Source organism: Parasediminibacterium schistidii (assembly GCF_046546515.1).
Classification (GTDB): domain Bacteria; phylum Bacteroidota; class Bacteroidia; order Chitinophagales; family Chitinophagaceae; genus Parasediminibacterium.
The window spans coordinates 1-7277 of sequence record NZ_JBKHKJ010000064.1 but is presented as its reverse complement, the minus strand read 5'-3'; the positions used below and the strand labels follow the sequence as shown (position 1 = coordinate 7277).

7 protein-coding genes are annotated in these 7277 nt (G+C 41.8%); 3 read left to right on the top strand and 4 right to left on the bottom strand.

All coding sequences use genetic code 11. The annotated features are described in order from the left end of the window. The 3 genes from ACHFIY_RS18910 to ACHFIY_RS18900 form a co-directional block, all read left to right on the top strand. Positions 1-555 (top strand): outer membrane beta-barrel protein (locus ACHFIY_RS18910; RefSeq protein WP_410847694.1); only part of this gene is annotated, 555 nt, incomplete at its 5' end. 70 nt (positions 556-625) lie between these two features. Beyond that, positions 626-2137 carry a glutamate--tRNA ligase gene (gltX, locus tag ACHFIY_RS18905; RefSeq protein ID WP_410847693.1) on the top strand — a complete coding sequence of 504 codons (1512 nt, stop codon included), beginning with the start codon at positions 626-628 and terminating at the stop codon, positions 2135-2137. A gap of 101 nt (positions 2138-2238) precedes the next feature. Continuing rightward, entirely contained in the window at positions 2239-2658 is a 420-nt protein-coding gene (locus ACHFIY_RS18900; RefSeq protein ID WP_410847692.1) for a cobalamin B12-binding domain-containing protein, read from the top strand. A gap of 141 nt (positions 2659-2799) precedes the next feature. On the opposite strand, the gene ACHFIY_RS18895 is transcribed toward ACHFIY_RS18900, so the two are convergent. From ACHFIY_RS18895 to ACHFIY_RS18880, 4 genes are all read right to left on the bottom strand, one after another. Continuing rightward, complete coding sequence (locus tag ACHFIY_RS18895) at positions 2800-3543, bottom strand: ferredoxin--NADP reductase (RefSeq protein ID WP_410847691.1); 744 nt, start codon at positions 3541-3543, stop codon at positions 2800-2802. 134 nt (positions 3544-3677) lie between these two features. Continuing rightward, positions 3678-3917, bottom strand: coding sequence for a hypothetical protein (locus tag ACHFIY_RS18890; protein ID WP_410847690.1), 240 nt, complete (start codon positions 3915-3917; stop codon positions 3678-3680). Between the two features lie 201 nt (positions 3918-4118). Next, positions 4119-5618 carry a peptide MFS transporter gene (locus tag ACHFIY_RS18885; protein ID WP_410847689.1) on the bottom strand — a complete coding sequence of 500 codons (1500 nt, stop codon included), beginning with the start codon at positions 5616-5618 and terminating at the stop codon, positions 4119-4121. Positions 5619-5733: 115 nt separating this feature from the next. Beyond that, entirely contained in the window at positions 5734-7227 is a 1494-nt protein-coding gene (locus ACHFIY_RS18880; protein WP_410847688.1) for a glycosyltransferase family protein, read from the bottom strand. Positions 7228-7277: the final 50 nt, after the last annotated feature.

Here is a 7277-nt window from a genome sequence, read left to right as displayed (position 1 = left end):
TTTAACGATACTATCCTAAACAGGATATACACCAACGCCTCCTATGCGGAGCAATATGGAGTAGAAACGGGGCTGACTTTGCACTTAAACAATTGGTGGCAATGCCTAGTGGGATTAAATGTATTTGAGTCTAAAGTAAGCGGCAGCATATTCAATGGGAAGGTAGCCGTTCACAATAGTAAATTGGCTTATACATGGAACACCACACAGACGTTTAAACTCTCTTCCCAATGGACGGTGCAGTTGAGTGCCTCTTATTTATCCCTGCGACCAACAGCACAAGGGCAAGACGGGGCTTTTTTCTCGCCCAATTTATCCATCAAAAAACTAAGCAAGAACAACCAATGGGCGTTCCAGGCACAGTGGTTAAATATTGATGCGGGCATGGGCATATCAAACATACAACGCATCACGACCAGCGGCAGTAATTTTTACACTACGACCAATTATATCGTGGAGCCTGATGTGCTGCAACTGGGTGTAAGCTATACGTTCAACAAGAAAAACAAAAAAGTAAAGTTGCCTGTGAGTGAGATAGGGGAAAAGGAATTTTAGGTTTTGACAGACTTATGACTAGCTACTTACCACTGACGACTTATGCCTTATCCCTTACTTTTGCACCATCATGGAAAAAAAAGTGCGTGTACGCTTTGCCCCATCGCCCACAGGGGGCTTGCATTTGGGGGGAGTAAGGACAGTATTGTTCAATTATTTGTTTGCGAAGCAGCATGGTGGTGATTTTATTGTTCGGATAGAAGACACAGACCAAACCCGCTTTGTAGAGGGCGCCGAGGCCTATATTTTTGAAACGCTTGCGTGGTGCGGTCTAACGCCGGATGAAAGTCCATTGCATGGAGGGCCATTTGCCCCATACAGGCAAAGCGAGCGCAAGCCGATGTACAAGCAATATGCTGACCAATTGATACAGGAAGGCAAAGCTTATTATGCCTTTGACACAGCAGAAGAACTAGATGCAAAACGCAAGGAAATAAATAATTTTCAATATAGCCAAGCCACGAGGGGAATGATGAAAAACTCGTTGACGCTTGACCCACAAGCAGTGGAGCAATTATTGGCCGATGGCACGCCTTATGTAATACGCATCAAGCTGCCCGAAAATGAAGAAGTGAAGTTTACGGACATGATAAGGGGCGAGGTGGTATTCAATACCAGCCAAGTAGATGACAAAGTACTTTTGAAAGCCGATGGAATGCCCACTTACCACCTTGCCGTGGTGGTGGACGATTATAAAATGGAAATTACCCATGCTTTCCGTGGCGAGGAGTGGTTGCCTTCTGCACCTGTGCATGTATTGCTATGGAGCTATCTGTTTGGGATTGACAATATGCCTAAATGGGCGCATTTGCCATTGATACTAAAACCAGATGGCAATGGCAAGCTAAGCAAAAGGGATGGCGACAGGCTTGGCTTCCCCACGTTTGCCATGGACTGGTCAGATCCTAAAAGCGGCGAAACTACGATTGGTTTCCGGGAACGTGGCTTTTTGCCAGAAGCATTTGTAAACATGCTGGCAGCACTTGGCTGGAACGATGGCACTGGGCAGGAATTATTTACTTTGGAGGAATTGATTGAAAAATTCAGCATTGGCCGTGTACACAAAGGCGGTGCCAAGTTTGACTACGAAAAAGCCAAATGGTATAACCAGGAGTGGATAAAGAAAATGCATGTTGCAAGTTACCAGCATTTGGTGGCAGGGTTTTTCAAAGCAAATGGTATTGAGGTTGAAATAAATGAAAAATTCACGCAGATACTAGAAATGGTGAAAGAAAGATGCGTGCTGCTGAGCGACTTTGTGGCACAGGCAAGCTTCTTCCTTACACAACCCGAAACCATAGACATTGCTGCCATTAGCCCTAAATGGGACGAGAAGAAGCAAATGTTTTTTGTGGAACTTATTAGGGCTTACGAGCTAAGTACTTTATGGGAAGCCAGCGATTTGGAAAAAGAATTTAAAGAATTAGCTGCAGCGCACCAGCTAAAGCCCGGCGAACTAATGCTGCCATTCAGGATAATGCTGGTAGGCGGCAAATTTGGCCCCGGCGTGTTTGAAATAGCAGCCATACTAGGCAAAGAGGAAACAGTATCTAGGATAAAATCGGTGCTTGGAATGCTTTAGCTGTCGCAACGCCAAGAGCGAATAAATAAGTAATACGTTTTAAACAGTTATTTACTAACTTACAATGTATTACTTAATACCTACAAAGTATAGATTGCCAAATGAATAAAATAATCAACAGGCCATTAAGGGTGCTTATAGCCAAGGTAGGTCTTGATGGCCATGATCGTGGGGCAAAAATAATTGCGGCAGCCCTGAGGGATGCAGGTATGGAAGTGATTTATACTGGGCTTCGCCAAACACCTGAAATGGTAGTAAATGCCGCTTTGCAGGAAGACGTGGATGCCATAGGAGTAAGCATTTTAAGCGGTGCGCACAATACCGTTTTCCCTAAAATAATTGCTTTGATGAAAGAAAAGGAAATGGACGATGTGCTGCTTACTGGCGGCGGCATTATACCTGAAAGCGACATGAAGGCCTTGAACGAAATAGGCGTAGGCAAGTTATTCCCCCCGGGTACTGCTACCACAGACATAACGCACTACATCACCGAATGGGTAAGGGAACACAGGGATTTTTAGAAAATAAATTATAGCCACAAAGGCACGAAAACTCGAAGTAGCACTAAGAAAAAATGAGAAAGGGTTATTTACCTTGTATTTCTTGTTTTCCTTTTACCCTTTGTGTTTCTTTATGTTTTCGTGCCTTTGTGGCTATTCCTCTTAGCCGTACAATTCCAAGTGTATGGCTTTCTTATCATAGCCTAGCTGCTGCAAGCGCTCTTTTGCTTCGTCCACCATGTTTTTCCAGCCACAAAGGTAAAAATAGGCTGGGGCAGGGTCTTCTTCAGTGCAATTAGCTTTTACATGGTGGTGGTACACCCCATGCACATAGCCCGTATGGCAACCTGTTGGTGCTTCGGTTTCTCGGGAATAAGTAGGTAAAAAATAAAAGCCATCTTCTTCCTTTTCCAATTGCTTCAACTCATTATAATACAAGTTGTCGGCAAATGTGCGGCAGCCAAAAATGAGGTAGATATTTTTATGGGGTATCTGATGGGCATGTATATAACTCACCATTGAGCGAAAAGGGGCAATGCCTGTTCCTGTGCAAACAAGGTACAAATCCCTGTCTATTATTTCAGGCAGGGTAAACTTGCCAGCAGGCCCCCTAAGCGGCAATTCAAGGCCTACTTTGCCTTCGCCGAACAAATAGGTTGTGCCTGCACCGCCTTCCAGCTTTACAATAACTAGTTCAAAAATATTGGTGCCGTCGGGTGCAGATGCAATGGAGTAACTGCGCCAGCGTTTGTTTTTTTGCTCATGGATGGGCAAATCCAGCGTTACAAACTGCCCCGGTTCAAAATCAAATTTTTCTAGTTCGGGTACTTGTATCCAAAACCGTTTTGTGGTGGGGGTTTCATCTTCTATCCTAATCATTTTTCCAATGCGCCAAGGCTCAAGCATAACAATCGTTTTGGCTAAAGTAAGTATTATTTACAATTCAATGACAAAGAAAAAACGCTTTTATTTGGGATGTATAGAATTTAGCCATAAAGGCATAAAGGCTCAAAGTAGCTGTGCCTTCGTGGCAATATACTTTACCTATTGTCTTCATCAAAATCTATCTGGTCTTTCCACAATTTACGCAGCCAAAGTACCATGAGCGGCAAGCTAATTACCAACCAAATATAAAAAATGATATTGCCTGCTTTAACTGGGCCTTCTATATATCCATAGCCAAACATAATGCCCGTAGTAGAATTAATGCCCATCCAAAACAGTACAATGCCTATGGTAGTTAATATACGTTTCAAGAAAGCAGCAACTTGGGGTTCCATAATCCACCGTTATTATTTTTAATCTTTTACTCAGCACACAGGTAAATAGCTACAGTTACTACTCAGGTGCAATTTGAAGCAATTTGCAATGAAGAAAACACAAAGAATCCAAAGGTTTAAGGGAAAAAGAAATTAAATAGACTTTTTCTGCCTTTTTTCCTTAGCGCTACTTTGAGCCTTCGTGCCTTTGTGGCTAGAAACCTATCGCATCATTTTTTGCAATAGCCTCGTCAGGAAAAACAATATCACCGAAGCAATACCCGCCATGAATACAAATAACATAAAAAAGCTGTAAAGGTTGCTCATTTCATAAATACCGAGGAAGTTGGTAGTTTTATTGTCAGGGTACAAGCTGCTAAGCACACCCGCAAATTTATTGGCAAACGCATTGGCCGTGAACCATACCGCCATGAGCAATGAAGCAAACTTGGCAGGTGCCAACTGGTTTACCAGCGACAACCCAATTGGCGATAAGCATAGTTCGCCACAAGTATGCAAGGCATACATGCCTGTAAGCCATATCATGCTTACTTTAATGCCAGGCTGCACGTTTTTTACCCCAAAAGCTATCCACAAATAGCCCAATGCAAGCAAGAATAAACCCAACGCCATCTTAGTGGGGGAGGATGGCTCTCTTTTGCCTAGGTTAATCCACAACCATGCAAACAAAGGGGCAAATGCAACAACAAAAGCAGAATTTAAAGATTGGAACCAACTTGCAGGCACAACAAAGAAGCCTAAATTCCTGTTTGTTTGCTCATCTGCAAAAAAAGTAAGGGAGGCTCCGGCTTGCTCAAAAGCACTCCAAAAGAAGATAACAAAAAACGATACAACGAATATCACAATTATTTTGCTTTTTTCCTGTGGCGTCAAAGCTTTGTCTGAAAAAACCAGAATGGCTATAAACATAATGCAACCAATAAGCAGGTAAAATAAATAGTTAAATACCTTGGCATCTATATAAATCAAGCCAATGGTAATAAACGACAACCCCAATAGGCTGGCTATGATAACAATAGGATTGGTGGCATTTTTAGGCGAGTTTGCTGGCGTTAAACCTAATACATTGCCATCTGGCCCTTTTACATATTTGTGGTGGAACAACAATTGAACAGTAACGCTTAGCAACATGCCGATGGCTCCTACAAGAAACGACCATTTAAAATCGGCAGGGTTGCCAGTATCCCCCACCAAGCCACAAAGAAAGGGGCCCAAAGCCCCGCCTATATTAATGCCCATGTAGAAAATGGTATAGGCTGCGTCCAGCCTCCTGTCTGCTTTTGGGTACAATTGCCCCACCAAAGACGATATGTTAGGCTTGAAGAAACCATTGCCTGTAATCATAAAGCCCAACCCCGAGAAAAATAAAATAGACGACAATTGGGGTGCGCTATGGTAAAAAGATCCACAGAAAAACAAAATAAATTCACCGATGGCCATTACTAGCCCCCCTGCAATGATAGAACGCTGGTTGCCCCAGTACCGGTCTGCCACGTACCCACCAATCAAAGGGGTTAAAAATGCCAGCCCAGTATAGCTGCCATACAGGTTAGAAGCAAAAGCATGGTCAAAAAGCAATGCCTTGGTCATGAACAAAATTAAAACAGCCCTTAGCCCATAATAATTGAACCGCTCCCACATTTCGGTAGCAAACAAAACATACAAACCCTGCGGGTGACCTTTTTGCCTTATTTCATTCATAATACTAGGTGGTTAAAATTTCAAGTAGCAAAATAGGCTATAATTGAATAAGATGGATAGGATAAATTAAAATTGAGGTTTTGCGATTGATTTTATACTAATAGGCTAATTCTTTTTAATAACTTGCCAGCAACCAAATATCTTGTATATATCCATGGAAGGTGCTGCCAACCCAATTGGTAAACCACCAAACAATACTAGAAGAAACAATGCCTTTTTTATTTTCTATTAGTTGTGGAAATCCATCTTGAGCGGCATCTTCATATTTTAAGCAATAATAAACTGGCTTCTTGCTGCTTGCCAATGCGGCAAGAAAGCTAGCTTTATCGGGCAGGATAGTAAATTTCAGTTTGTCTTCTGCCAAAAAATGATAGGGCAGGTTGCTTTCAGTAGTGTAAGGGCTTTGCTTGTAGCAAAAAATTTCTTGTTGCGGGTAGGGAAAATCACTGTTAATTTTTTTGATAAACTCCATTGGTTGTTTAAAAGGCGTAATACAGAGCAACACTACTACTATCAGGTTTACAATGGCAGAAAAGCCAATGCCGCCTTTTACTAGCCATCCCCATTGCTTATTCCCCCACATATTTGCAATAAAAGCCTGTGTTTTTACAGAATTTCTATAAGCATCCCCAGCCAAATAAACCATGAAAAACAATACTGGGAACAAAAATCGTTCTTCTTTATGCCCAATTAGGCTATGCCCAACAATTAAAAAAAGGATAGCCAGCGAATATGGGTTTTTGTAATTCGCAAGGCTTTTTACCATTAGCCCAAATAAAAAAAGCGATAACAGCGGTACTGCCACAGCAGCGAGTATAGGAATATAGTACCACCATGGCGATGTGCCAAAACCAGCAGCCTTGCCTTGTATAATATTGGCATAAAAATAATTATAGGGGGTAAAGCAGAAGTTGCCATAAAACCTTGTGTCTAAATATATATTGAAGGCACATCCAACTGCAAACCCCAACCCAATCAATAATATTTTATCCCATTTTTTGATATGGTTAATGGCTATCCATACCAAAATGCCCACTAATGCCGCTGCCATGGGGAAGCGGAAAAAGAAACAAAACCCCATGCAGAGTCCACTAGCAATTGCCCATGCAGCCTTGCTTTTTTCCTGCATTGTTTTTTCCAAAAGCAGTATGGATAGCAATAATGACAAGCCTCCCATGGTTTCTGCACTAAAGCTAGACCGCAAAAAAGGCACTAGCCCTAAAAAATTAGCTATTAGCAATAAGTGAAAAAGATATTTTTCTTTTTTAAACTTGCTGATGAGCAGGTAATTGCACAAAGCAAAGCCCACTATCCCCACGCCTATATGCACCATGGCGAAGATAAAAAACCTGTCCTTGATACCAAAAGATGCGAAAAAAAGGTAAACCGCCTTGAAAATATAGGGCTGGATGGAAGGGCGTATCTGTTCCTTAAACTCCCAGGGCAACATGCTTGCCGGCGAGATACCTAGTTTATACGAGGTAAATTCTATAACCTGGAAATATTCATCGGAATGGAAAAAGAAGGTATGCCATGCCGTGAGCATCTGCACAATAAAAGCTACTGCCAACAAAATATTAACCCGCTTGTCTAAATATTGCATCATCATGAAAAAATAATTTTCAAAAATAGGTTATTAAAACAACCTAAGTTTTTCAG

Excerpts from the sequence above, each read along its gene's own strand:
- ACHFIY_RS18895 (WP_410847691.1), bottom strand. The coding sequence starts at position 3,543 with ATGCTTGAGCCTTGGCGCATTGGAAAAATGATTAGGATAGAAGATGAA.
- ACHFIY_RS18890 (WP_410847690.1), bottom strand. The coding sequence starts at position 3,917 with ATGGAACCCCAAGTTGCTGCTTTCTTGAAACGTATATTAACTACCATA.
- ACHFIY_RS18900 (WP_410847692.1), top strand. The coding sequence starts at position 2,239 with ATGAATAAAATAATCAACAGGCCATTAAGGGTGCTTATAGCCAAGGTA.
- gltX (WP_410847693.1), top strand. The coding sequence starts at position 626 with ATGGAAAAAAAAGTGCGTGTACGCTTTGCCCCATCGCCCACAGGGGGC.
- ACHFIY_RS18880 (WP_410847688.1), bottom strand. The coding sequence starts at position 7,227 with ATGATGATGCAATATTTAGACAAGCGGGTTAATATTTTGTTGGCAGTA.
- ACHFIY_RS18885 (WP_410847689.1), bottom strand. The coding sequence starts at position 5,618 with ATGAATGAAATAAGGCAAAAAGGTCACCCGCAGGGTTTGTATGTTTTG.